This window comes from Zobellella denitrificans (assembly GCF_002407485.1).
GTDB lineage: Bacteria > Pseudomonadota > Gammaproteobacteria > Enterobacterales > Aeromonadaceae > Oceanimonas > Oceanimonas denitrificans.
This window is the reverse complement of the sequence record NZ_CP012621.1, coordinates 3,959,760-3,981,645: the sequence shown is the minus strand read 5'-3', so window position 1 is coordinate 3,981,645 and position 21,886 is coordinate 3,959,760. Positions and strand designations below refer to the sequence as shown.

Below are 21,886 nucleotides of genomic sequence, written 5' to 3'. Positions count from 1 at the left end.
TCAGAGCAGCCGCTTCAGCAGCACATTGGCGCGGGTGCGGGCCACCCGCTTCAGCAGCTTCTGCACCGGGGCCGGGTAGTCTTCCAGCTCCTCGATTTCGGAGAAGTGCTCCAGCCGACGGCAGTGTTCCAGGATACTGGCCTTCTCCGCCTCGAAGCGGGCCTGCAGCAGTCGCTCCGGATCCTGCAGCAGCAGGCCGTTTTCCAGATCCAGCCCCCAGGCGCGGGGGTTGAGGTTGTTGCCGGTGATCATGGCCAGGTCGTCGTCCACGAACAGCCCCTTGAGGTGGTAGGAGTTGCGTTCGTGGTGCCAGAGCATGATGTTGAGCCGGCCCTGGTAGATGAAGGTCTGGTTGGCGCGGGCGAAGCGGCGCAGGTTGGTCTCGTACAGGTAGGGCAGGCCGCCTATGGTACGGAAGGGCTCCTCCGGCGGAATGTAGAAGTCGTTGGCGGTCTTGTCGCCGATCACCAGGGTGACCTCCACCCCTTTCTTCAGCAGGGTCCGGATATCCTTGGCCAGGGGTTTGGGCAAATTGAAGTAGGGCGTGCAGATGAACAGCTTCTCCCGGGTGCCGCGCAGCAGGTGGCGGATGGCGCGGTTGAGCCGGTTGCCGAACTTGCCCAGGCCCGCCAGCGGGGTGACGGCCACCTGGCCGGACCGGCGGGTGACGTCGTCGAACTCGTAGCTGGCCCGGCGCATCTGGTGTTTGAACTGGCGGATGGCATGGCGCAGCTGGCGGGCGCGGGGGATCTCGGGCCGGCTCAGCAGCGGGACCGCCGGGTTGTTGCCAAACAGCCGGTCGATGTAGTCGACCATGCAGTCCGCCAGTTTGGCGTCGGTGATCTGGTGGTAGCGGTCGAAACGATACCTGTCCTGCTGGTGCAGGTAGATGTCGTTGAGGCTGGCGCCGGAGTAGAGCACCACGTCGTCGAACACGAAGCCCTTGAGGTGCAGCACCCCCAGCAGTTCCCGGCCCTTGACCGGCACGCCGTAGACGGGGATGGGGTGTTCATGGCGGGCGGCGAATTCCTGGTACATCAGGTGGTTGCCGCCCTGGCCGCGGTGACCGATAAGCCCCCGCTGGGCGCGGTGGAAGTCCACGTAGAGGCGCACGTCCAGCGCCGGATTATCCTGTTTGGCCTGGTAGAGGGCGCCGAGGATTTCCCGGCCGGCCTCGTCGTCCTGCAGGTAGAGGGCCACCAGGCAGATGCGGGTTTGGGCGGCGGCGATCAGCTCCAGCAGCCGTTGCTTGAAGGCCCGGGCGGAGTACAGCACCTCCACCCGCTCGGCATCCACCGCCAGGGTGGGCAGGTGCTCCAGCAATGTTCGGTAGTAATTGGCTAGCGGCATAGAAAAACCCGGTTGATAAGGTTGCCGTTTAAGACCGTGTCTCAACGACAAAATTCGGGGCAGTGTACCGAATTTAGGGGAAGGGCGGCAAATTACCGACGCTGTAAGCTGGCTGTAGTGCCTATTTCAATGGGCCATATCTGCAGCGGGGCCGTGGTTTGGTCGAATAAATTCGACCCTACAGCCCCGCCGTTCGTCTTACAGCGGCCGGGTGGCCTGTTCCAGCCAGGCCAGATCGTCCCCGGCGAGGTTGGGGCCGACCTTTTCCCACACCTGGGCGTGGTAGTGATTCAGCCACTGCACATGCTTGGGTTCGAGCCAGGCCAGGTCGATCAGGCGGCGGTCGAAGGGCACCCAGGTGAGGTTTTCGAACTCGAACACCGGGATGTCGCCGTTGGTGTCGGCCGGGCGCACCACCTCGAGGTTTTCGCAACGGATGCCGAAGGCGTCTTCCCGGTAGTAGCCGGGTTCGTTGGAGACGATCATGCCGGTGGTGAGGGGCACCATGCTGCCCTTGGGCGAAATGCGTTGCGGCCCCTCGTGCACGCTGAGGAAGTGGCCCACGCCGTGGCCGGTGCCGTGGTCGAAGTTGTAGCCCTGCTGCCACAGGGGCAGGCGCGCCAGGGCGTCCAGCTGCAGGCCACCGGTGCCGGCGGGGAAGCGGGCGCAGGCCAGGTCGATATGGCCGCGCAGCACCAGGGTGAACAGCTTAGCGATCTCGGCATCGGGCTCGCCCACCGCCACGGTACGGGTGATGTCGGTGGTGCCGTCCAGATACTGGCCGCCCGAGTCCACCAGGTAGATGGCGTCCTGCCCCAGTTGGCGCGGGGTGCCGTTGCTGTGCCGGTAGTGGCACATGGCGGCGTTGGGCCCCAGCGCCGAGATGGTGCTGAAGCTCGGCTCCACGAATTCGGGCAGCTCGGCGCGGAAGGCCTCCAGCCGGTCGGCCAGGGTGCCTTCGTCCTCCCGCTCCGGGTGGGGCTCGGCCAGGCGCCGGTCCAGCCAGGCCAGGAAGCGGCACACCGCCACGGCGTCGCGCAGGTGGGCGGCGCGGCTGCCGTGCACCTCCACCGGGTTCTTGCAGGCCTTGGGCAGCATGCAGGGATCCTCGGCCGGTACCAGTTCGGCGCCGGCCCGTTCCAGCACCAGGGCGCTCCAGGCGTTGGCGGTGGCGGGATCGAGCTGGACCCGGGCGCCGTTGGCGCCGAGGCTGTTCAGCGCCTGCTCCAGTTCGTCCATGGGCGCGAGGGTCACGTCCTTGCCGCTGTGGCCGGCCAGGTCGAGGCCCTCGAACTTGGCGGGGTCGGCGAACAGCTGCACGGCACCGTTCTGGTGCAGCAGGGCGAAGCTCAGTACCGCCGGCAGGCAGGGGATGTCGCGGCCGCGGATGTTGAGCAGCCAGTTGATGGGCTCGGCCTGGGTCAGCAACTGGGCGTCCACCCCCCTGGCCTTGAGGGTTTCGGCGATGCGGTGGCGCTTGGCCTCGCTGTGCTGGCCGCTGTATTCCTGGTCGAGCAGCAGGGCGGGGCGGCGTTCCGGTGCCGGCCGGTCGTGCCAGTGCCGGTCGATGGGGTTCTCGGCCAGCGGCACCAGCTGGATGCCTTTTTCCGCCAGCCGGGTCTCGGCCGTCTGGTGCCAGCCCCGGCTGTGCAGTTTGGGATCGAAGCCGACCCGGCTGCCCGCCTTCAGGTGCTCCGCTATCCAGTCGAGGAAGGGGTCGCTTATCAGGTGGCGGAACTCGAACAGTGCCGGATCGCACTGGTGGCGCACCTGCACCGTGTAGCGGCCGTCCACGAAGATGGCCGCCTTGTCGGCCAGCACCACGGCGGCGCCGGCGGAGCCGTTGAAACCGCTGATCCAGTCGAGCCGTTCGGCATGGGGCGGTATGTACTCGCCCAGGTGCTCGTCGTCGTGGGGCACGATAAAGGCATCCAGGCCCTGTTGCTTCAGGCTGTCCCGGACGGCGGCAAGGCGAGTGGCATAAGTCATGGCGATTCCTTAACGCGAAGTGAATAGTTGCTTGATGGACTGGCCCGCCGGCACCGACGGCACCCGAGGGTGCGGGCGCGGAGCGCGTCGGCCACCGACCGGGCCGGGGGTGGGCAGGGAGTCCGGTTCATCCGAAATCGTACAGGGTTTGCTGTCCGTTCACTCTACTTCGCCCGGGATGGCTTGGCAAACCGGGGCCCGAGCCGGAGCTGCTGGATCAGCAGGGCCGCCACTATCATCACCAGCCCCACTACGGTGGCCGGGTAGATGGCCTCGCCCACCAGAAAACGCAGCAGCAGCAGGGAGGCGAAGGGCGAAATAAAGATAAGGTTGGAAATGCGGGCGGTGTTTTCCGCGTGTTTCATGGCCAGCAGCCACATCACGAAGGCGAAGCCCATCTCGAACAGGCCCACGTAGACGGCGCCCACCCAGCCCTGCCAGGCGGTGAGGGCGAAATCCGACCACAGGGCGGTGGCCAGCAGGATAAAGGGCAATGCCAGCAGGAAGCTCAGGGTCAGCGCCACCAGGGGATCGCCCTGGTTGCGGGTATTGAGTATCCAGTAGCCGGCCCAGATCAGGGTGGATACCAACGCCAGGGCCACCCCCAGGGGATCCTCGAAGCTCAGGCCGAGCAGGTCGCCCCGGGTGGCGATGACCATGGCGCCCAGGTAGCCGAGCACGATGGCCACCCAATCCTGGCCGCGGATCTTCTGGCCGAGGAAGGGCACCGCCAGCAGGGTGAGGGTGATGGCCCAGGTGTAGTTGAGGGTCTGCGCCTGCTGGGCCGGCAGCCGGTCGTAGGCCTGGAACAGAATAAGATAATAGAGCGCCGGGTTGAGCAGCCCCAGCAGCAGGTAGTAGCCGGGCCGGTCGCGCAGATAGCGGCCCAGGTACCTCAGTTTGCCCTGCACCGCCAGCAGGCCGAGCAGCAGCACCAGCGAGGTGGCGGTGGCCACCAGCAGCAGCTGGGCCGGGGAAAAGTAGCCGAGGGAGAGCTTGAAGGCGGTGGCCACGGTGGACCAGCAGGCCACGGCCCCCAGTCCGAACAGGTAGGCTTTTTTCTGATCTTTCATCTTGTGGTCAGGCCCGAGGGAGACTCAAGCCCCCAGTGTAGGCAATTAATGCCGGCAGGAGAAGAGGCGGCGCTTTCAGTCCTGGTCGGGATTTTTGGCCATGTCCTCGAAGGGACGGCGCTTTTCCCGCTCCAGCACCAGCTCTTCCAGGGTGTTTATCCGCTCGCGTAACTGCCGGTTGTCCGCCTCCAGCGTCCGTATCCGCTCTTCCAGCTCCCCCTGGGCCCGGCCCTGGTTGACCAGCAGCGAAGTGACCAGCAGCCCCGCCCCCAACAGCAGTATCCACAGCAGCATGGCGCCCCCCTTGGTTTGAAAAGGCCAGCTTACTATTTAAGGGCGACGGGAAAAAGAAAAGGGCTGCGCGAGGCAGCCCTTTGGTCATAGGCCGTTATCCGGTCAGTGGTTGCCCAGCGCCTTGGGGGCCAGCTCTTCGTCGAACACCGGCAGCGGCTTGTGGCGGGAGGCCAGGAAGGTGTAGATCACCGGCAGCACGAACAGGGTGAACAGGGTGCCGATACTCAGGCCGGAGACGATGACGATGCCCATGCCGAAGCGGGAATAGGCGCCGGCGCCCACCGCGAACAGCAGGGGTATCAGGCCCGCCACCATGGCGGCGGTGGTCATCAGAATGGCGCGCAGGCGGATGCGGGCGGCGATGCGGATCGCCTCGGTCCTGTCCCGGCCCCGGTGCAGCTGCTCTTCCTTGGCCACCTCGCACATCAGTATGCCGTGCTTGGTGATGATGCCGACCAGGGTGATCAGGCCCACCTGGGTATAGATGTTCATGGTGGCCAGGCCCCAGGCCAGGGCGATCAGGGCGCCGGAAATGGCCAGGGGCACCGACACCATGATCACCAGGGGATCGCGCACGCTCTCGAACTGGGACGCCAGCACCAGGAAGATGATGAACAGCGCCAGCAGGAAGGTCATGTACAGGGCATTGCCCTCGGTCACGAACTGGCGGGCACCGCCCAGGTAGTCGTGGTTATAGCCGGTGGGCAACTGGGCGGTGACCTCCTGCTCCAGGAAGCCGATGGCGTCGCCCATGGATACCCCCGGCGTCAGCACGGCGCCGATGGTGGCCGAGTTCAGCTGGTTGTAGTGGGGCAGGGCGCGGGGCTGGGCCTCCATGGTGATGGACAGCAGGTTGGCCAGGGGCACCATGTCGCCGTTGTGGGCGCGCACATGGTAGTCCTTGATGGAGTCCGGGTTCAGCCGGTGCTCGCGGGTCACCTGGGGGATCACCTCGTAGCTGCGGCCGTCCAGATCCACCCGGTTGACGTAGGCATCGCTCATCATGGTGGACAGGGTGACGGCGATGTCCTGCATGGTCACCCCGTAGGCACCGGCCTTGTCCCGGTTCACTTCTATTTTCATGGTGCCGGAGTCGAACGCCAGATCCAGTTCGCTGTAGATGAACAGCGGGCTCTGGCTCACCTTCTGCAGCACGTCCGCCGCCACTTCATACAGGCTTTCGAAGTTATTGGGGGTGGTCAGCACATACTGCACCGGCAGGCCGCTGGAAGCGCCGGGCAGTTCGGGGAATTCGAAGGCGCTGATGGCCACCGCCGGGATCTCCTGCAGCGGCGGGGTCAGGCGCTCGATCACCGCTTTCTGGGCGTCACGCTGGCTCCAGGGCTTGAGCACCGCCACCGCCAGGCCCTGGTTGGCATTGGGCACGCCGGAAATGGTGAGCGAGGTGCTCATGGCGTCGTCCTGGTTCAGCACCTCCACCGCCTTGCGCATGTTGTTCTCGATGTAGTCGAGGTTGGCGGTATTGGGCGCCTTGGCCATCATCAGGAAGGCGCCGCGGTCTTCGTTGGGCGCCAGTTCGCTGGGGATGAAGCTGAACAGCACCGGCAGCGAGCCGAACACCAGCACCGCGAAGGCGATCACCACCGGGCGCTTGCCCAGCACCGCGTCCAGCATGGCCGAATAGCGCTCGGTCAGCTTCTCCAGGGTGTTCTCCACCCCGCGCTCGAAGCGGTTGGGGTTGAGGTGGGGCTTGAGCAGCTTGGAGCACATCATGGGCGACAGGGTCAGCGCCACTATGCCGGAGATGAACACCGCGCCGGCCAGGGTGAGGGCGAACTCCTTGAACAAGGACCCGGTAATGCCGCTCATCAGGGCGATGGGGGCGTAGACCGCCGCCAGGGTGATGGTCATGGTGATCACCGGCAGGGCGATTTCCCGGGTGCCGAGAATGGCGGCCCGGTAGGGATCTTCCCCGGCCTTGATATGGCGGTCGACGTTTTCCACCACCACGATGGCGTCGTCCACCACCAGGCCGATGGCCAGCACCATGGCCAGCAGCGTCATCAGGTTGATGCTGAAGCCGAACAGGTTCATCAGTATGGCTACCCCGATCAGCGACAGGGGAATGGTGATGATGGGGATCAGCACCGCCCTGAGCGAGCCCAGGAACAGGGTGATCACCACCACCACGATCAGCGAGGCCTCGAGGATGGTCTTGACCACCTCGAAGATGGACTCGTTGATGGCGTCGGTGGCGTCGTACAGCAGTTTCATCTTGATGGTGTCGGGCATGTTGCGCTCGAGATCCGGCAGCATCTCGCGCACGTTGGCGGCCACGTCCAGCGGGTTGGCGGAGGGCGTGGGATCCACCCCGATGATCACCGCCGACTCGCCGTCGGCCAGGGCGCGCACCACATCACGGCTCTTCTCCAGGGATACCTGGGCCAGATCGCGCAGCCGCACCACGGCGTCGTCCCGGGTGGCGATGATCAGGGATTCCAGCGCCTCCGGGCTGTCGACCTGGGAGTTGATGTCGCTGTTGTAGAGCATGTAATAGCCGGTGGACTGGCCGGCGGCGGCCTGGTAGTTGTTGGCCTGCAGCACCGAGAGGATCTCGGTGGCGGTGAGCTGGTAGGCGGCCATGCGCAGCGGGTCCAGCCAGATGCGCAGGGCGAACTTGGAGCCGCCGAACAGGTTGAGTTTGGCTACTCCGTCCACCGAGTAGAACTGGGGCCGGACCACCCGCTCCAGGTAGTCGTTGATCTCGGAGGAGTTGAGCCGTTCGCTGCTGAAGGAGATGTACATGATGGAGGTGGAGGCCCCCGTGGTCATCTCCAGGCTGGGATCTTCCGACTCCCGTGGCAGTTGCGAACGCACCGAGTTGACCCGGGCGAGAATGTCCGACAGGGCCGCGTTGGGATCGGTGTTCAGCTTCATCTGCACCGTGATCTGCGAGCTGCCCATGCTGCTGGTGGAGCTCATGAAGTCGATGTTGTCGGCCTGGGCGATGGCCTGCTCCAGCGGCTGGGTGATAAAGCCCTGCACCAGATCGGCGCTGGCGCCGTAGTAGCCGGTGGACACCGTGATGACGGTGTTGGTCATCTCCGGGTATTCCCGCACCTGCATTTTCTGCAGGGCCTGCAGCCCCAGCAGCACGATCAGCAGGCTGATCGAGACGGCCAGCACCGGCCGCCGGATAAAGATATCGGTAAAGCGCATGAGGTTCTCCGCTTACAGCATGGGAATGGACTCGGGGGTATCCAGCGCATCGCTGTCTACCGGCCGGACCCGGCTGTCGTTGGACAGCCGGACCTGTCCCGACGTCACCACCCGTTCGCCGGCGCTGAGGCCGCTGGTCACCCGGGCGAACTCGGCCTCCCGGTCGGTCACTTCCACCACCCGCTGGCGGGCCACCAGCACGGTGTCGCCGTCGTCGGTCTGCTGTTCTTCCACCACGTACACGGTCTGGCCGTAGAGAGTGAAGTTGATGGCGTGCTGGGGCAGCAGTATTTGCTCGCTCAGGGTCGGCAGCCTGACGTCCAGCTTGGCGAACATGCCGGAACGCAGCTTGCCGTCCTGGTTGGGGATGCTGGCCTGCACCTGCACCACCCCGGATTCCAGGTTGACCGCCGGTTCGATGGCGGTGATCTCGCCCACGAAGGGGGTGTCCGGGTAGGCATCCACGAAGATGTTCAGGGCCTGGCCCACTTCGATCTCGGCGAGCCGGGTCTGGGGAATGGTGAAGCGGATACGGAACTGGCTGATGTCCTCCAGCCGGGCGATGTCGGTGCCGGCGTTCAGGTACTGGCCGAGAAAGACGTTGCGAATGCCGGTGATGCCGTCGAAGGGGGCGCGGATGGTGCGCCGCTCTATGGTGGCCCTGAGCGAGTCGATCTGCCCCTGCAGTTCGCGATAGCTGGCTTCGGCCTCGTCCAGCTGGCCCTTGGACACCGAGCCCCGGGCGAAGAGCTGGCGCATCCGCTCCAGGTTGGCCTGCACCGAGGGCAGGCGGCCCTGGGCGCTGCGCAGGTTGGCTTTTTCCACGTCGGCGTCCAGCTCCACCAGCACGTCGCCGGTGCTTACCTGCTGGCCGGATTCGAAGTGGATGGCGCGGACGATGCCGGCGGACTCGTTGCTGAGGCTGATGCCCTGGATCGGCTCGATAAAGCCGATGGCGGCGATGCTGGGGGTCCAGTCCCGGGGCTGGACTTCGGTCAGGGTGACCGGAAAGCTCGGCACCGGCATATTGGCGAAGTACTGGGCCATCATCTTTTGCTTGAACAGGTTAAAGCCGATGACGCTGCCGAAGATGAGGATCACTAGCAGCAGCATGGACAGGGTCCATCTCTTCATTTGGTTACTCCCGCGATTTGTTTTAAGTGTTAGCGTTTTAGAATGGCGTTCCAGTTGGCATCGATCAGTTGCTCGTACAGCTCTTCACTGAGTTCGATGCAGCCTTTGGCGTGCTTCTGGGACAACAGCATCAGGTTTTCCAGCGCCAAAAAGCCCAGCAGCTCGGTGGGAATATCCCGGAAGATCCCCGCCTCGCGGCCCCGCTCGAAAAACTCGAAAATAGGCTTGAAGTAGCGTTCGTCCATCCGCTTGTCCTCTTCCCGATCGAACAGGGGGGAGGCTTCGTACTGCACCCGGTAGAGCAGGCAGTCCGGGTTGTCCAGCAGGTAATGGATGCAGTTCAGCCACAGGGTGCGGAATTGCTGGTAATCCGGATGGGTCAGGTCGACGTCTTTCTGGATGGCCAGCGAAACCACCTGCATGCGCTCTTCATGCAGGCAGCGCAGCAGGGCCTCCTTGTCGGCGAAGTAACGATAGATGGTGCCGGTGGCCACCTCGGCGTGCTTGGCCACCAGGTGCATCGACATGCCCTGGAATCCGTAGTGGGCAATCAGGGTCTCTGCCGCATTCAATATGCGTTCACGTTTATCCGACATAAGGTTCAGGATTGTCCGGTTCCGTTTGCTTATGAATGAACGTTCATTCACTTTTGGGGGATTTTAGGCCTTTCCCGTCATAAGTCAATTGCCCGACCCGGGGCCTTTCGCAAGTTTAGCCAAAAAAAACAGCACTCTGATGACAAAATCGGCAGGCGATACTTTATTATAAAAAAGTGCTGGACAAGGCAGGGGGGTGACCTTAGTATTCGCTCCGTCCAAATATAGAGCGCCCGTAGCTCAGCTGGATAGAGCGCTGCCCTCCGGAGGCAGAGGTCACAGGTTCGAATCCTGTCGGGCGCGCCATCTGGTAATGGACAAAATGTGGTGACCGTAGCTCAGTTGGTAGAGTCCCGGATTGTGATTCCGGTTGTCGCGGGTTCGAGCCCCGTCGGTCACCCCAGTTTCAGGCCAAGGCCTGGAAGCAGTAAACAATGCGAGGGTGGCGGAATTGGTAGACGCGCTAGCTTCAGGTGTTAGTGTCCTTCGGACGTGGGGGTTCAAGTCCCCCCCTTCGCACCACTGCTTCACAAACAACACGGCGTTTAGCGCAGCCTGGTAGCGCATCTGGTTTGGGACCAGAGGGTCGCAGGTTCGAATCCTGCAACGCCGACCATTATTGGGCCGACCTCGAGTCGGTTTTTTTGTTTCTGGCGCCGCCAAGAATAAAACGAGGCCGCAACCGACACCGTCGGTTGCGGCCTTTGTCATTTTTGGGTGACCTTGACCGGGATCAGGCTCGGAGTTCGCGCATACGCCGTTCGAAGCGGTCGACGCCGTCGGTGTCGCTCGCCAGCTCCAGGGCGGCCTGGCGGGTACGCTGTTCGAAACGATCGACGCCGTCGGTGTCGCTCGCCAGCTTCAGGGAAGTCTGGCGCATGCGCTGCTCGAAGCGGTCGACGCCGTCACTGTCGCTTTGCAGGCTCAGGCGGGCAGGATCCTGGTGGGACTGGAGTTGGGCGGCCTGGGCGGCACCGGCCGCAAACAGGGAAACCAGGGCGATCATGGGCAGTATGGCAGTACGCATCATTATATCCTCTCAACATTGTTGAATAATTTTCTTTGTCGAGATTCATGTTATGCGTGGGAGTTCTGATTTGATAGCGACAAATTATCAAATTGTCTTTCAAATAAACTGAATTGAAAGCCGCCCCTATCTCTGCGCAATCCAGGGGATACCGGCCGGAGCAGCCGGAGGCTACTCGAGCCGGAAGTCGTCCGCATCCATCCAGGCCGGAAAGCGCTCCCGGTAGTCCCGCAACTCGGCTAGGCTGAGGCTGGCCTGCAGCACGGCGGCCTTGTGGTCGTCGGCCTTGTCCAGGATCTGGCCCTGGTGGTCGAGGATCAGGCTGTTGCCGCTATAGCTCAGGCCGTTGGGATCCTGGCCGACCCGGTTGCAGCCGGCCACGAAGGCCTGGTTTTCGATGGCGCGGGCGGTGAGCAGGGCGGTCCAGTGGTGGGCCCGGGGCGCCGGCCAGTTGGCCACGAACAGCGCCAGATCGTAATCGTTGCGGTTGCGGCACCACGCCGGAAAACGCAGGTCGTAGCAGATCTGCGGCAGTATCCGAAACCCCTTCCACTCCACTATCACCCGTTCCGCTCCCGGCCGGTAAAACTGGTGCTCGCCGGCCATGCGGAACAGGTGGCGCTTGTCGTAGCGGTGCACCCGGCGGTGGGGATCCACCAGCAGGAAGCGGTTGACCGCCCCCTGGTCGGTGGCGAGCGCCACGCTGCCGCCGATCATGGCCTGCAGCCGCTGGGCATGATCGTGCAGCCAGTCGATCACCTCCTCTTCCGGCAGGGCGTGGCGGGGAGCGTCCATGGCGAAGCCGGTGGTGAACATTTCCGGCAGCAGGATCAGATCCTGGTCGTGCAGCCCGGCCAGCAGGCCGTCGAAATGGGCCAGGTTGGCCGGGCCGTCGTGCCAGTGCAGGGGCTGCTGCAGCAGGCTGAGGTTCAGAGTCGGCATAGGCGGGCTCCCGCTTCGTCCAGGGTATCGTCTTGCTTAGCAAAGCATAGCCGAACCAGCTTGTGGGGGAAGGGCCCTTCACAGAACACCGACAGCGGGATGGCGGCCACGCCGGCGTGCTCGGTCAGCCAGCGGGCGAAGGCCAGGTCGTCCAGCTCGCTGATGGCGCCGTAGTCCACCAGCAGGAAGTAGGTGCCGAGGCTCGGCAATACCTTGAAACGGCTGCCCGCCAGCGCCCGGGCGAAACGGTCCCGCTTGGCCCGGTAGAACTCCGGCAACTGCCGCCAGTGTTCGGGATGGGCCTCGAGCATGTCCGCCAGGGCCAGCTGGGCCGGGGTGTTGACCGAGAAGGTGAGGTACTGGTGCACCTTGCGCAGCTCTTCGGTGAGGGCCGGCGGCGCTATGGCGTAGCCGACCTTCCAGCCGGTCATATGATAGGTCTTGCCGAAGGAAGACACGGCGATGGCCCGTTCCCGCAGGTTGGCATGGTGCAGCACGCTGCTGTGGCCGGCCGGGGTAAAGCAGATGTGTTCGTAGACCTCGTCGCTCAGCACGAAGATGTTGTGATCGGCAATGGCCTGCCACAGCTGGTTGAAATCGTCCGCCTGCCAGACGGTGGCGGTGGGGTTGTGCGGCGTGTTGACGATCACCAGCCGGGTGCGCGGGCTCAGGCTCGCGCGGAACTGCGCCCAGTCAGGCCGGAACCCGGGCGGGCTGAGCGGCAGCCGCACCAGACGGCCGCCGGCCAGGGTCACCGCCGGGGCGTAGCTGTCGTAGCTGGGGTCGAAGCACACCACCTCGTCGCCGGGACGTACCAGGGCGGTGATGGCGGCGTAGAGCGCCTCGGTCGCGCCGGCGGTGATGGTGATCTCCCGCTCCGGATGGGGCTCCAGGCCGTGCTGCAGCCGGGTCTTGGCGGCGATGGCCCGGCGCAGGGCCGGGGTGCCGGCCATGGGGGCGTACTGGTTGGCGCCGCTCGCCACATGGTGGGCCAGCCGCTCCTTCAGGTAGGCCGGGCCGTCGAAGTCGGGAAAGCCCTGGGACAGGTTGATGGCCCCGTGCTCGGCGGCGAGGGCGCTCATCTGGGTGAAAATGGTGGTGCCCAGGTCGGGCAGTTTGCTGTCCGGGATCATGGCGTGCTCCTTAGTCGGCTGATGGCGGCACTATAGCAAAGTGGCGTCGATTGGCAATATGGCCGTTTAGACGGCCATTTCTGGTGGTGGGAAGCGGAGGGAACAGGCCGCCAATACCCGCGATGAGGCGCGACTTGGCGGCCAATTGACAATACAATAGCGGCCAGGTCTCTGTATTCCGCGGGTTTCCCATGGCAGATGAAATAAAGAATAAAAAACCGAAAACCACCAAGCAAAGCAGCGCCACCCAGGTGCAGTCCCTGTCCCGCGCGCTGCTGTTGCTGGAGCGGCTGGCGGCCTCCGGCATGGGCATGTCGCTGACCGAAGTGGCCGGCAGCCTGGGGTTGGCGCCTTCCACCGCCCACCGTCTGCTCAACAGCCTGCGCAGCCACGAGTTTGTGGACGTGGACGAGGCCCAGGGGCTGTGGAGCATCGGCGTCAACGCCTTTTCCATCGGCAACGCCTACCTCAAGAAGCGTGACTTCATCGCCCAGGCCCGGCCCTTTATGAAGCGGCTGGTGGCGGAAACCGGCGAAACCTCCAACCTGGCGATCCTGGAGAAGAGCGGCGTGGTCTACGTGGGCCAGGTGGAATCGCCCCAGACCATGCGCATGGTGGTGTCCCTGGGCAGCCGTTCGCCGCTGCACGCCTCGGGCGTGGGCAAGGCGCTGCTGTCGGCCATGCCGCGCAAGGACGCCCTGGAGATCATCCGCAAGACCGGCATGGCCTCCTTCACCGATCACACCATCACCACCCCCAGCCAGTTCGAGCAGGAGCTGAACAAGATAGGCCTGCAGGGCTACTCCCTGGACGACGAGGAGCAGTTCGAGGGCCTGCGCTGCATCGCCGCCAATATCTACAACGAATATGGCGAGGCGGTGGCCGCCATCTCCATCTCCGGGCCGGCGGTGCGGGTGAAGTGGGAACGCATTCCCATGCTCAGCGCCCTGGTGATGGACGCCGCCCGGGAAGTGACCAGGGCCATCGGCGGCCGGGCGCCGGAAACCGGCCGGAAGCCGGAAGCCGACGGCCGGAGGGTGCAGGGGTAAATTCGACCCCGGGGGAGCGCAAACAAAAAGGCCAGTCCGCGGACTGGCCTTTTGCATGGTTAAACCGGGCTCAGAAGCTCAGCGGGCGATCGCCCTGCTCGTCCTTGATCCGGGTCGGCAGACCCATTTCGTTGAGCAGGTTGATGAAGGGCTTGGGATCCAGCTCTTCCACGTTGGCCATGTGCTTCACGTCCCACTCGCCGGAGGCGATCAGCAGGGCGGCGGCCACCGGCGGCACGCCGGCGGTGTAGGAGATGCCCTGGCTGCCCACTTCAGCGTAGGCCTCGGCGTGGTCGGCCACGTTGTAGATGAACACTTCCTTGTCCTGGCCGTCCTTCTTGCCCTTGACCACGTCACCGATGCAGGTCTTGCCGCTGTAGGTGGGCGCCAGGGAGGCGGGATCCGGCAACACGGCCTTGACCACCTTGAGCGGCACCACTTCCAGGCCTTCGGCGGTCTTCACCGGCTGCTCGGAGAGCAGGCCCAGGTTCTTGAGGATGGTGAACACGTTGATGTAGTGCTCGCCAAAGCCCATCCAGAAGCGCACGTTGGGCACGCCCAGGTTCTGGGACAGGGAGTGCACCTCGTCGTGGCCGGTCATGTAGCTGGTCTGGCTGCCCACCACCGGCAGATCGTCGGTGCGCTTCACCTCGAACATCCGGTTCTGCACCCACTCGTTGTTCTGCCAGGACCAGACCCGGCCGGTGAACTCGCGGAAGTTGATTTCCGGATCGAAGTTGGTGGCGAAGTAGCGGCCGTGGCTGCCGGCGTTGATGTCGATGATGTCGATGGAATCGACGCTGTCGAAGTACTCCTTCACCGCCACCGCGGCATAGGCGTTGACCACGCCCGGATCGAAGCCCACACCCAGGATGGCGGTGATGCCCTTCTCTTCGCAGATGGCCTTGCGTTTCCACTCGTAGTTGGCGTACCAGGGCGGATTTTCGCAGATTTTGGCCGGATCTTCATGGATGGCGGTGTCGAGGTAGGCGGCGCCGGTCTCGATACAGGCCTGCAGCACCGACATGTTGACGAAAGCCGATCCGACATTGATCACCAGTTGCGACTGTGTCTTGTCAATCAATGCCTTGGTAGCTTCGATGTCGAGCGCATCCAGGGCATGGGCTTGCAATTCACCGGCAACCTTGAGGCTGCCCTTTTCCCGCACGCTGTCGATGATTTTCTGGCATTTCTCGACAGTACGCGAAGCGATATGGATGTTCCCCAGCACGTCGTTATGCTGCGCACACTTGTGCGCGACCACCTGGGCGACACCTCCGGCACCAATAATCAGAACGTTTTTCTTCATTTTTTTCCTCTAACCGCCTCCTTGAAAGGCTTTGTTGTGGTTACTCCATGCCTCAGGAGAGGCTGTTTACAAAATCGTCGAAACCGAATTCACGTACCAGCTCCACGCTGCCGTCGAGCTGACGCACGGCAATGGCGGGCATGTTGACGCCATTGAACCAGTTTTTCTTTACCATGGTGTAACCGGCGGCGTCGATGAACGACAGCCGGTCGCCCACCTTCAGCTCATTGTCGAACCTGAACTCGCCGAAGATGTCCCCGGCCAGGCAGGACTTGCCGCACACCATGTATTCATGGGGTCCGTCGCAGGGCTCCATCTTGGCGCTCTGGCGGTAGATCAGCAGGTCGAGCATGTGTGCCTCGATGGAGCTGTCCACTATCGCCAGCTGCTTGCCGTTGTAGAGGGTGTCGAGCACCGTCACCTCGAGCGAGGTGCTGAGGGTGATGGCCGCCTCGCCGGGCTCCAGGTAGAGCTGCACCCCGTAGCGCTCGGCAAAGGCCTTGAGCCGGGCGCAGAACCGGTCGAGCGGGTAGCCTTCGCCGGTGAAGTGGATGCCGCCGCCCAGGCTGACCCAACCTATCTGGGGCTGCGCCAGCAGGGTGCCGAATTTCTCCTCGATCTGGCCCAGCATGCGATCGAACAGGGCGAAGTCGCTGTTCTCGCAGTTGTTGTGGATCATAAAGCCGGAGATGCGGTCGAGCACCCGTTCGACCTTGGCCGCGTCCCATTCGCCCAGGCGGCTGAAGGGGCGGGAGGGGTCGGCGATGATGAACTCGGAGCTGGACACGCCGGGGTTCAGGCGCAGGCCGCGCACGTGGTCGGCGGAGGCCGCCTCGAAGCGTTCGAGCTGGCCGATGGAGTTGAAGATGATCTTGTCGGAGTGGGCCAGCACTTCTGCGATTTCGTCGTCGGCATAGGCCACGCTGTAGGCGTGGGTTTCACCGCCGAACTTGAGCTTGCCGAGCTTGACTTCGTTGAGGGAGGAAGAAGTGGTGCCGTCCATGTACTGGCTCATCAGGTCGAACACCGACCAGGTGGCGAAGCATTTCAGGGCCAGCAGCGCCTTGGCGCCGGAGTGTTCGCGCACATAGGCAATTTTTTCCATGTTGCGCAGCAGTTTGCTTTTGTCGATGAGATAGTACGGTGTCTTGATCACCTCAGTCATACCCCCTTAGAGCCTGTCAACCACCCGGCGGCGGGCCGGGAAATTTCAAAGCGCGTGATTATAGAGGAAAGGTGGTGGCGCTTCGAGCAAAAAGTGTAGCCGGCAGCAGGGGAAGCTGCCCGGACTGTGACCCCGCTCGAAAGACGTTCCCTGGAAGGGCCTGATTGGGGCTGTCTGATGCCGCTTCCCTTTCCGACATCAAATGGCAAGGCGTGACCGACGTTGCCCGTCCTCTGCAATACTCAAGGTCAGTTCCATCTTTCGGGAGACCGGCATGCGTCCAGACCTTGTCCTGCTGCTCTGCCTGCTCTGCGCCGGTTGCGGTACGGCCGGCGGGGGGCGATCGTTGCCGGCATCGGCGGCGCAGGGCGAGCCCCTTTACCTGGTCAACCATGGCCTGCATACGGGGCTGGTGTTGCCGGCGGCGGGGCTGGAACGGCGGCTGCCCGGGCTGGCGGAGCATTTCCCCGGGGCCTCGTTCTACGAGGTGGGCTGGGGCGATCGGGTCTTTTACCAGACCGAGGAGGCGGGCTCCGGCCTGGCGCTGCGGGCCCTGCTCTGGCCCACGGCCAGCGTGGTGCATCTGGTGTCCCTGTCCAGCCCGCCGCAACACTACTTTCCCGAGCTGGAGCGGGTCGAACTGCGGGTGTCATCGGCCGGGCTGGAGCGGCTGCTGGACCGGGTGGCGGCCTCCTTCGCGCGTGGCAGCGAGAACCGCCCAGGGTTCACGGGGCCGGGGCTCTATGGCAGCGGCGGTTTTTTCGACTCCCGCGAGCGTTATCACCTCTTTCATACCTGCAATACCTGGGTGGCCCGGCGCCTGGCCGATGCCGGCCTGCCCATGCGCCCGGTCCTGGCCATCACCGCCGGCGGCCTGATGCGCCAGGCCAGGGCGGCGGCCATGGCTGGCTGTTGCGCCAAAGCAGGGTATGATGGCACTTATTTTCCTGCGGCTGGCTGACTCATGCGACACGGCTCCTGGCATCCGGATATGGACGAAACCCCGTTCAATATCCGCACCCTCAATACCCTGATCCCCTACCTGCTGGACTACAAGGGCCGCATCGCCCTGGCCCTGCTCTGCCTGGTGGCGGCCAAGCTGGCCAGCGTGGGTCTGCCCTTCATCCTCAAGTACGCGGTGGATGCCATGGACGCCGCCGCCAACCCGGTGCTGGTGCTGCCGCTCGGGTTGCTGCTGGCCTACGGCGCGGCGCGTCTCGCCAACGTGCTGTTCGGTGAAATCCGCGACGCCCTGTTCGGCCGGGTCACCGAGCGGGCCATGCGCCGCATCGGCCTCGGCGTGTTCAACCATCTGCACCGGCTGGAGCTGGACTTCCACCTCAACCGCAGCACCGGCGGCCTGTCGCGGGACATAGAGCGGGGCGTGACCGGGGTGGGTTTTTTGCTGCGCTTTATGGTGTTCAACATCGTGCCCACCCTGCTGGAAATCGGCCTGGTGGTGGGGCTGTTGCTGCTCAACTATTCGGCCTGGTTCGCGCTCATCACCCTGGTGGCGGTGGTGCTGTACGTGGCCTGGTCGGTGCTGGCCACCGACTGGCGCACCGGCTATGTGCGCGCCGCCAACAAGGCGGACTCGCAAACCCACTCCCGGGCGGTGGACAGCCTGCTCAACTTCGAAACGGTGAAATACTTCAACAACGAGGGCTTCGAGGCCGAGCGTTACGACAAGGACCTGGCCGAGTGGGAAGAAGCCCGGCGCAAGAACCGGTTGACCCTGTTCGCCCTGAACGGCGGCCAGGCGCTGATCATCGCCCTGGCGATGACCGCCATGATGGTGCTGGCCGGCCACCATGTGGTGCAGGGCAGCATGACCCTGGGCGACTTCGTGCTGATCAACGCCTTTATGATGCAGCTGTTTATGCCGCTCAACTTCCTGGGCTTCGTCTACCGGGAGATGAAGGGGTCGCTCGCCAATATCGAGCGCATGTTCGCGCTGCTGCGCCGGGAGCCCGGTATCAAGGATGCGCCGGATGCACCGGAGCTGGTGGTGTCGCGGGGCGAGATCGCGTTTCGCGGGGTAAGCTTCGGTTATGGTGCGGACCGGCAGATACTGGACGGGGTGAGCTTCACCCTGCGGCCCCGGCAGAAGCTGGCGGTGGTGGGGGCCAGCGGCTCGGGCAAGTCGACCCTGGTCAAGCTGCTGTTCCGTTTCTACGACGTGGCCCAGGGCGCCATCCTGATCGACGGCCAGGACATCCGCACCGTCAGCCAGGCGTCGCTGCGCCGGGCCATCGGCATAGTGCCCCAGGACACGGTGCTGTTCAACGCCTCCATCTACGACAACGTCCGCTATGGCCGCATCGACGCCAGCGACGAGGAGGTGAGCGAGGCCATCCGCCTGGCGCACCTGGACGGCTTTATCGCCAAACTGCCGGAGGGAGGCAACACCCTGGTGGGCGAGCGCGGCCTCAAGCTCAGCGGCGGTGAAAAGCAGCGGGTGGCCATCGCCCGCACCATCCTCAAGCGGCCGCCGATACTGGTGTTCGACGAGGCCACCTCGTCGCTGGACAGCCGCGCCGAACAAGGCATTCTGCAGGCCATCCGCGAAGTCTCCCGCGGCCAGAGCAGCCTGGTCATCGCCCACCGGCTGTCCACCATAGTGGACGCCGACCATATCCTGGTGATGCAGGACGGTCGCATCATCGAACAGGGCACCCACGCCGGGCTGCTGGCCCAGGGCGGCAGCTACGCCCAGATGTGGCTGCTCCAGCAGCAACAGCGGCAGCAGGAGGCGGCCGAGAGGGTAGCGGCGGGCTGACATTCCGGCGGGACAGACCTGGCCTGACTAAACTGAAAGGACAAGCACGCCCGCGTTCGACGCCGCTTCGAACATCACTTCAATCCGACCATGCTCTCCCGTCCGGGAGCGCCTGGGGGGCGACAGGTGCCCGAGCTGCGCCGACCGAGGGCGGCTGGCGGTTCAGGCTCCTGGCGGCATGACAAGTCCCCGAGGGCCTGGTGTGTCCCGATTTGGATTGAGGCAATCCCCATGAAACTGACGATGGTTAAACAATGGGTGCTGTCGGTGCTTGTGCTCGCATTGCTGATGCCGGCCTGGGCAACACCGGTGGGCGTTGAGCGGATAGTGGCCTTTGGCACCAGCCTGTCCGATCCCGGCAATGCCTTTGCGCTCACCGGGCAAACCAGCACCCCCCCTTATGCACGGCTGGATCCCTTCCTCGTTCCCGACGCCCCTTATGCCAAGGGCGGCCAGCATTTCAGCAATGGCGCCACTTGGCTGGAGCAGTTTGCGCGTCCCCAGGGACTGGCGGGCAGCGTGCGGCCGGCCTTGCTCGGTGCCAGCGCCGGGGCCGGCAACTACGCGGTGGGCGGCGCCCGGGCCCGAGACGACGGTATCAATGCCAGCCTGCCGCTGCTGATCGAACTCTTCCTGCACGACGTTGACGGGGTGGCCCCCGAGGATGCCCTGTACGTGGTGGAGATGGGGGCGAACGATGTGCGCGATGCCCTGCTCGCCGCCCTCGGGGGAGGTGATGGTGGTGCCGTGCTGGCCGAGGCGCTGGCCATCATCGGCGACGGTATCGGTACCCTGTATGCGGCCGGGGCCAGGCGGTTTCTGGTGTTGAACACGCCCGATCTCGCCCTGCTGCCGGCCACGCGCCTGCTGGCCGGCCCGGCCGACGAGGTGCTGGTGGTCGCCAGCCTGCTGACCGGCGGCTTCAACGACGGCCTGAACGGTCTGCTGCTGGGGTTGGCCACCTTGCCCGGGATTGAACTCCGGCTGCTGGACGTGCACCAGCAGGTGAATGCCCTGGTGACCGACCCCGGGTCCTTCGGTCTGCGCGAGGTGGAGGCGGCCTGCCTGACCCCGAAAGAGCCGCCCTTTGCCTGCCTGCAGCCCGATGAATACCTGTTCTGGGACGGAATCCATCCGACCAGGGCGGTGCATGCCCTGCTGGCCCACGCGGCGGCCGGGGTCCTGGCGGTGCCCTGAGTCGGCCGCCGATGCTGGCGATCAGCAGCTCCACCCCGTCCAGCGCCTGTTCCAGCGAGGCCGGGTCCAGGCTGTTTGCCCGGCGAATTTCCGCTGCCAGGGTGAATTTGGCCGGGTCGCGCACCAGGGCGATCAGCTCGTGGCCCCGTTGTTGTATTTCCGCCGCCCTGCGACCTGGCCAACCCCTACCGGCAGCGCGGCGAGCTGGTGCCGCTGCTGGCGGACTACCAGGCCCCCTCCGCCTGGGTGTGGGCGGTATATCTGTCGCGCAGTTACCAGCAGCCCCTGGTGCGCACCTTTATCGACTTTGTGGCCGGGCACTGGTGCGAGCCTGTGACGGCAAGCGCCTGAGAATGGAAGGCGAGTTGCTACCGCTGTTGCAGTCTCGACCGGGAGCGACGCTCGGCGGACGCCTGGGTTATCCTGATCAGACCGGAGGTCACCGTTGCCTGTACCCGGCTGTGCACCAGGGGCTGGCCGTCCAGCTCGATTTCCAGCATCCTGCCGTGGGCTTGCCGGGTGAGCTCCCGGAAGCGGCTGGCGGCGGAGGGGCTGAGCTGGAGCCAGAGCGCGCCGTCATATTCGGCGACGGCGTCGATATCGGCCTTGAACAGGCGGAACCTGACCATGTCTTCCCGATCGGCTTCCGGGGCCGCCAGGGGCGGCAGCAGTAATAGCCAGAGCAGTTTGCGCAAGGCGGGGCGGGTGATACCGGCCATGCTTCCCCCTAAACGAGCGGGCGTTGCCGGGCCGGGCCCGGGCTCCCTGCAGGAGAGATAAATATGAATCCCAAATACCCAGTTAAGCAGCCGGAGGGTAAAGAGGCAAGGTCCGCAAGGATGCCGGCTTCGGGTGCAGCTGGTGCCCTCTCATGGTGCTGAGCCTGCTGTTGGCCAGCCTGTTCCTGGCCGGCCTGGCGCTGATGGGCTGGCTGGGGCTGTTGCCCTGGTGGCTGGTGGCCCTGTATCTGGTGTTGAGCCCGGTGACCTATGGGGTCTATGCCTGGGACAAGTCGGCGGCTCGCCGCCAGCAGTGGCGGGTGCGGGAAAACACCCTGCAACTGCTGGCACTGGCGGGCGGCTGGCCCGGTGCCCTGCTGGCCCAGCAGCAGCTCAGGCACAAGTCGCGCAAGCGCTCCTTCCAACTGAGGTTCTGGCTGGCGGTGGCCACCAACCTCGGGGCGCTGCTCTGGCTGCTGTCGGTTTCGGACGCCTTGGCTACACTGGTAGCCGGGAGGTAACCCTTATGCAACCAAGGATCAGCATGATCACCCTGGGGGTGCGCGATCTGCCCCGCGCCGTCGCCTTTTACCGGGCGCTCGGCCTGCCGCAGCTGGACTCGCCGCCCACGGTGGCCTTTTTCAACCTGAACGGCAGCTGGCTAGGGCTTTACGGCCGCGAGGCCCTGGCCGAGGACGCGGGCGTGCCCGCCGACGGCAGTGGTTTCGCCGGCTTCAGCCTGGCCCACAATGTCTCTTCGCCGGCGGCGGTGGACGCCCTGCTGGCCGAGGCGGTGGCCGCCGGCGCCACCCTGGTCAAGCCTGGGCAGAAGGTGTTCTGGGGCGGCTATGCCGGCTACTTCGCCGATCCGGACGGCCATCTGTGGGAAGTGGCGCACAATCCCTTTATGTGGGTGGGCCCGCCGGATACGGCAGAGGCCTGAACTATAA

General features: G+C 64.6%; 20 protein-coding genes and 4 tRNA genes. 11 read left to right on the top strand and 13 right to left on the bottom strand.

The window, feature by feature from the left end:
• The 7 genes from pssA to AN401_RS18785 all read right to left on the bottom strand — a co-directional run bounded on the left by pssA (position 1) and on the right by AN401_RS18785 (position 9,616).
• Positions 1 to 1,350, bottom strand: a complete 1,350-nt coding sequence (gene pssA, locus AN401_RS18815) for a CDP-diacylglycerol--serine O-phosphatidyltransferase (protein ID WP_096780182.1) — start codon at positions 1,348 to 1,350, stop codon at positions 1 to 3.
• Positions 1,351 to 1,548: 198 nt separating this feature from the next.
• A complete protein-coding gene (locus tag AN401_RS18810; RefSeq protein ID WP_096780181.1) occupies positions 1,549 to 3,339 on the bottom strand; it encodes an aminopeptidase P family protein in 1,791 nt (596 codons plus the stop codon).
• A gap of 164 nt (positions 3,340 to 3,503) precedes the next feature.
• Positions 3,504 to 4,412: a DMT family transporter gene (locus AN401_RS18805; protein WP_096780180.1), complete on the bottom strand. Its 909-nt coding sequence runs from the start codon at positions 4,410 to 4,412 to the stop codon at positions 3,504 to 3,506.
• 75 nt (positions 4,413 to 4,487) lie between these two features.
• Entirely contained in the window at positions 4,488 to 4,706 is a 219-nt protein-coding gene (locus AN401_RS18800) for a hypothetical protein (RefSeq protein WP_096780179.1), read from the bottom strand.
• 102 nt (positions 4,707 to 4,808) lie between these two features.
• Positions 4,809 to 7,886 carry a multidrug efflux RND transporter permease subunit gene (locus AN401_RS18795; protein ID WP_096780178.1) on the bottom strand — a complete coding sequence of 1,026 codons (3,078 nt, stop codon included), beginning with the start codon at positions 7,884 to 7,886 and terminating at the stop codon, positions 4,809 to 4,811.
• Positions 7,887 to 7,898: 12 nt separating this feature from the next.
• Entirely contained in the window at positions 7,899 to 9,020 is a 1,122-nt protein-coding gene (locus AN401_RS18790) for an efflux RND transporter periplasmic adaptor subunit (protein ID WP_096780177.1), read from the bottom strand.
• A gap of 29 nt (positions 9,021 to 9,049) precedes the next feature.
• Entirely contained in the window at positions 9,050 to 9,616 is a 567-nt protein-coding gene (locus AN401_RS18785; RefSeq protein WP_094038698.1) for a TetR/AcrR family transcriptional regulator, read from the bottom strand.
• A 229-nt stretch (positions 9,617 to 9,845) separates the two neighbouring features.
• Here AN401_RS18785 and AN401_RS18780 point away from each other — a divergent pair.
• The 4 genes from AN401_RS18780 (at position 9,846) to AN401_RS18765 (ending at position 10,232) form a co-directional block, all read left to right on the top strand.
• Positions 9,846 to 9,922 (top strand) — tRNA-Arg (locus AN401_RS18780).
• A gap of 21 nt (positions 9,923 to 9,943) precedes the next feature.
• Positions 9,944 to 10,019: transfer RNA gene (locus tag AN401_RS18775), tRNA-His, on the top strand.
• A 33-nt stretch (positions 10,020 to 10,052) separates the two neighbouring features.
• A tRNA-Leu gene (locus AN401_RS18770) sits at positions 10,053 to 10,138 on the top strand.
• Positions 10,139 to 10,155: 17 nt separating this feature from the next.
• Positions 10,156 to 10,232, top strand: a tRNA-Pro gene (locus AN401_RS18765).
• A 117-nt stretch (positions 10,233 to 10,349) separates the two neighbouring features.
• Here the strand turns inward: AN401_RS18765 and AN401_RS18760 are convergent.
• The 3 genes from AN401_RS18760 to AN401_RS18750 form a co-directional block, all read right to left on the bottom strand.
• Positions 10,350 to 10,646, bottom strand: a complete 297-nt coding sequence (locus AN401_RS18760) for a hypothetical protein (protein WP_157772335.1) — start codon at positions 10,644 to 10,646, stop codon at positions 10,350 to 10,352.
• 168 nt (positions 10,647 to 10,814) lie between these two features.
• Positions 10,815 to 11,585, bottom strand: a complete 771-nt coding sequence (locus AN401_RS18755) for an amidohydrolase (protein WP_096780175.1) — start codon at positions 11,583 to 11,585, stop codon at positions 10,815 to 10,817.
• The gene (locus AN401_RS18750; RefSeq protein WP_096780174.1) at positions 11,573 to 12,718 is read right to left on the bottom strand and encodes a pyridoxal phosphate-dependent aminotransferase; all 1,146 of its coding nucleotides are present in this window, start codon (positions 12,716 to 12,718) and stop codon (positions 11,573 to 11,575) included. Before AN401_RS18750 ends, AN401_RS18755 begins: the two co-directional genes overlap by 13 nt.
• 191 nt (positions 12,719 to 12,909) lie before the next feature.
• Here AN401_RS18750 and AN401_RS18745 point away from each other — a divergent pair, with 191 nt between their 5' ends.
• The gene (locus AN401_RS18745; RefSeq protein ID WP_094038702.1) at positions 12,910 to 13,767 is read left to right on the top strand and encodes an IclR family transcriptional regulator; all 858 of its coding nucleotides are present in this window, start codon (positions 12,910 to 12,912) and stop codon (positions 13,765 to 13,767) included.
• A gap of 70 nt (positions 13,768 to 13,837) precedes the next feature.
• Here AN401_RS18745 and AN401_RS18740 read toward each other — a convergent pair whose 3' ends face one another.
• The gene (locus AN401_RS18740; RefSeq protein ID WP_096780173.1) at positions 13,838 to 15,076 is read right to left on the bottom strand and encodes a saccharopine dehydrogenase family protein; all 1,239 of its coding nucleotides are present in this window, start codon (positions 15,074 to 15,076) and stop codon (positions 13,838 to 13,840) included.
• Between the two features lie 52 nt (positions 15,077 to 15,128).
• Positions 15,129 to 16,241, bottom strand: coding sequence for a carboxynorspermidine decarboxylase (locus AN401_RS18735; RefSeq protein WP_232513351.1), 1,113 nt, complete (start codon positions 16,239 to 16,241; stop codon positions 15,129 to 15,131).
• Between the two features lie 274 nt (positions 16,242 to 16,515).
• Here AN401_RS18735 and AN401_RS18730 point away from each other — a divergent pair, with 274 nt between their 5' ends.
• From AN401_RS18730 to AN401_RS20050, 4 genes are all read left to right on the top strand, one after another.
• Positions 16,516 to 17,202, top strand: coding sequence for a DUF2459 domain-containing protein (locus tag AN401_RS18730; RefSeq protein WP_157772333.1), 687 nt, complete (start codon positions 16,516 to 16,518; stop codon positions 17,200 to 17,202).
• A 30-nt stretch (positions 17,203 to 17,232) separates the two neighbouring features.
• Positions 17,233 to 19,020: an ABCB family ABC transporter ATP-binding protein/permease gene (locus AN401_RS18725; protein ID WP_096780171.1), complete on the top strand. Its 1,788-nt coding sequence runs from the start codon at positions 17,233 to 17,235 to the stop codon at positions 19,018 to 19,020.
• Positions 19,021 to 19,263: 243 nt separating this feature from the next.
• Positions 19,264 to 20,217 carry an SGNH/GDSL hydrolase family protein gene (locus AN401_RS18720; protein WP_198401774.1) on the top strand — a complete coding sequence of 318 codons (954 nt, stop codon included), beginning with the start codon at positions 19,264 to 19,266 and terminating at the stop codon, positions 20,215 to 20,217.
• 207 nt (positions 20,218 to 20,424) lie between these two features.
• Complete coding sequence (locus tag AN401_RS20050) at positions 20,425 to 20,568, top strand: hypothetical protein (RefSeq protein WP_198401773.1); 144 nt, start codon at positions 20,425 to 20,427, stop codon at positions 20,566 to 20,568.
• A 17-nt stretch (positions 20,569 to 20,585) separates the two neighbouring features.
• On the opposite strand, the gene AN401_RS18710 is transcribed toward AN401_RS20050, so the two are convergent.
• Positions 20,586 to 20,936: a hypothetical protein gene (locus AN401_RS18710; protein ID WP_094038708.1), complete on the bottom strand. Its 351-nt coding sequence runs from the start codon at positions 20,934 to 20,936 to the stop codon at positions 20,586 to 20,588.
• Positions 20,937 to 21,088: 152 nt separating this feature from the next.
• Here AN401_RS18710 and AN401_RS18705 point away from each other — a divergent pair, with 152 nt between their 5' ends.
• Both AN401_RS18705 and AN401_RS18700 read left to right on the top strand, forming a co-directional pair.
• Positions 21,089 to 21,457, top strand: a complete 369-nt coding sequence (locus AN401_RS18705) for a DUF1294 domain-containing protein (RefSeq protein ID WP_096780169.1) — start codon at positions 21,089 to 21,091, stop codon at positions 21,455 to 21,457.
• A gap of 5 nt (positions 21,458 to 21,462) precedes the next feature.
• Complete coding sequence (locus AN401_RS18700; protein ID WP_094038710.1) at positions 21,463 to 21,879, top strand: VOC family protein; 417 nt, start codon at positions 21,463 to 21,465, stop codon at positions 21,877 to 21,879.
• Positions 21,880 to 21,886: the final 7 nt, after the last annotated feature.

Excerpts from the sequence above, each read along its gene's own strand:
- pssA (WP_096780182.1), bottom strand. The coding sequence starts at position 1,350 with ATGCCGCTAGCCAATTACTACCGAACATTGCTGGAGCACCTGCCCACC.
- AN401_RS18810 (WP_096780181.1), bottom strand. The coding sequence starts at position 3,339 with ATGACTTATGCCACTCGCCTTGCCGCCGTCCGGGACAGCCTGAAGCAA.
- AN401_RS18805 (WP_096780180.1), bottom strand. The coding sequence starts at position 4,412 with ATGAAAGATCAGAAAAAAGCCTACCTGTTCGGACTGGGGGCCGTGGCC.
- AN401_RS18800 (WP_096780179.1), bottom strand. The coding sequence starts at position 4,706 with ATGCTGCTGTGGATACTGCTGTTGGGGGCGGGGCTGCTGGTCACTTCG.
- AN401_RS18795 (WP_096780178.1), bottom strand. The coding sequence starts at position 7,886 with ATGCGCTTTACCGATATCTTTATCCGGCGGCCGGTGCTGGCCGTCTCG.
- AN401_RS18790 (WP_096780177.1), bottom strand. The coding sequence starts at position 9,020 with ATGAAGAGATGGACCCTGTCCATGCTGCTGCTAGTGATCCTCATCTTC.
- AN401_RS18785 (WP_094038698.1), bottom strand. The coding sequence starts at position 9,616 with ATGTCGGATAAACGTGAACGCATATTGAATGCGGCAGAGACCCTGATT.
- AN401_RS18760 (WP_157772335.1), bottom strand. The coding sequence starts at position 10,646 with ATGATGCGTACTGCCATACTGCCCATGATCGCCCTGGTTTCCCTGTTT.
- AN401_RS18755 (WP_096780175.1), bottom strand. The coding sequence starts at position 11,585 with ATGCCGACTCTGAACCTCAGCCTGCTGCAGCAGCCCCTGCACTGGCAC.
- AN401_RS18750 (WP_096780174.1), bottom strand. The coding sequence starts at position 12,718 with ATGATCCCGGACAGCAAACTGCCCGACCTGGGCACCACCATTTTCACC.
- AN401_RS18745 (WP_094038702.1), top strand. The coding sequence starts at position 12,910 with ATGGCAGATGAAATAAAGAATAAAAAACCGAAAACCACCAAGCAAAGC.
- AN401_RS18740 (WP_096780173.1), bottom strand. The coding sequence starts at position 15,076 with ATGAAGAAAAACGTTCTGATTATTGGTGCCGGAGGTGTCGCCCAGGTG.
- AN401_RS18735 (WP_232513351.1), bottom strand. The coding sequence starts at position 16,241 with ATGACTGAGGTGATCAAGACACCGTACTATCTCATCGACAAAAGCAAA.
- AN401_RS18730 (WP_157772333.1), top strand. The coding sequence starts at position 16,516 with ATGCGTCCAGACCTTGTCCTGCTGCTCTGCCTGCTCTGCGCCGGTTGC.
- AN401_RS18725 (WP_096780171.1), top strand. The coding sequence starts at position 17,233 with ATGGACGAAACCCCGTTCAATATCCGCACCCTCAATACCCTGATCCCC.
- AN401_RS18720 (WP_198401774.1), top strand. The coding sequence starts at position 19,264 with ATGGTTAAACAATGGGTGCTGTCGGTGCTTGTGCTCGCATTGCTGATG.
- AN401_RS18710 (WP_094038708.1), bottom strand. The coding sequence starts at position 20,936 with ATGGCCGGTATCACCCGCCCCGCCTTGCGCAAACTGCTCTGGCTATTA.
- AN401_RS18705 (WP_096780169.1), top strand. The coding sequence starts at position 21,089 with ATGGTGCTGAGCCTGCTGTTGGCCAGCCTGTTCCTGGCCGGCCTGGCG.
- AN401_RS18700 (WP_094038710.1), top strand. The coding sequence starts at position 21,463 with ATGCAACCAAGGATCAGCATGATCACCCTGGGGGTGCGCGATCTGCCC.